Origin of the sequence: Sphingomonas sp. TDK1 (assembly GCF_001650735.1) — a bacterium.
Taxonomy (GTDB): domain Bacteria; phylum Pseudomonadota; class Alphaproteobacteria; order Sphingomonadales; family Sphingomonadaceae; genus Sphingomonas.
Genome location: NZ_LXVY01000039.1, coordinates 514 through 1440, shown reverse-complemented (window position 1 = coordinate 1440; position 927 = coordinate 514). Strand labels below are relative to the sequence as shown.

Genomic DNA, 927 nt, shown 5'->3' with positions numbered 1-927 from the left:
CGACGCGACCGCGGTGGTGCTCACTCCCGCCGTCTATGCCGCCGCCCGCAAGGCGAAGGCGGATCCGCTGCCGATGCTGTTCGCCTGCGCGCTGATCGCCAATGCGGCCAGCTTCGTGCTGCCGATCTCCAATCCCGCCAATCTCGTCTTGTATGGAGGCAGGATGCCGCCGCTGGGGCAATGGTTCGGCTCCTTCGCGCTGCCCTCGATCGCGGCGATTGCGGTCACCTTCGTGATGCTGCGCTGGGCCGAGCGCGCGCGGCTGGCGGGCAGCTGTGCGACCGAGATCGCGCGCGCGCGCCTGTCCGGCGGCGGCAGGGCCGCACTCGCGGGCATCGCCGCAACGGCCATGCTGCTGCTCGCCATGTCCGCGCTGGACCAGCCGCTGGGCCTGCCGACCTGCATCGCGGGCCTGGTGACCACCCTGCTCGTCTGCGCGCTGGCAAGACGCTCCCCCGTCGCCCTGGCGCGCTCCGTTTCCTGGAGCGTATTGCCGCTGGTGGCCGGGTTGTTCGTGCTGGTCGAGGCACTGGACCGCACGGGCGTGATCGCCCTGGTCGCGCAGGCGCTGCGCAGCGCGGCGGCCGATCCTGCGCCGGGTGCGGCGGCGGCCGGGACCGTGCTGGCCTTCGCTTCGAACCTGATGAACAATCTTCCGGCGGGCCTGATCGCCAGCGAAGCAGTGGCGCAGGCGCACCCGCCACGGCTGATGGTCGACGCGCTGCTGATCGGCGTGGACCTAGGCCCGAATCTGTCGATTACCGGCAGCCTGGCGACGATCCTGTGGTTGCAGGCGATCCGGCGCGAGGGCGAGGAGGTCGGCTTCTGGCGTTTCCTGAAGGTCGGCGCGGTCACGATGGTGCCGGCGCTGATCGCGGCGCTAGGCGCGCGATTGCTGCTCGGCTGAGCAGTGGCGGAGACGGAGGG

General features: G+C 71.3%; 1 protein-coding gene and 1 tRNA gene (1 of these 2 only partly in view). One reads left to right on the top strand and one right to left on the bottom strand.

The window, feature by feature from the left end:
* Positions 1-907: SLC13 family permease (locus A7X12_RS19365; protein WP_232318600.1), on the top strand; the 907-nt coding region annotated here is incomplete at its 5' end.
* Between the two features lie 4 nt (positions 908-911).
* On the opposite strand, the gene A7X12_RS26040 is transcribed toward A7X12_RS19365, so the two are convergent.
* A tRNA-Ser gene (locus A7X12_RS26040) sits at positions 912-927 on the bottom strand (it continues 130 nt past the right edge of the window).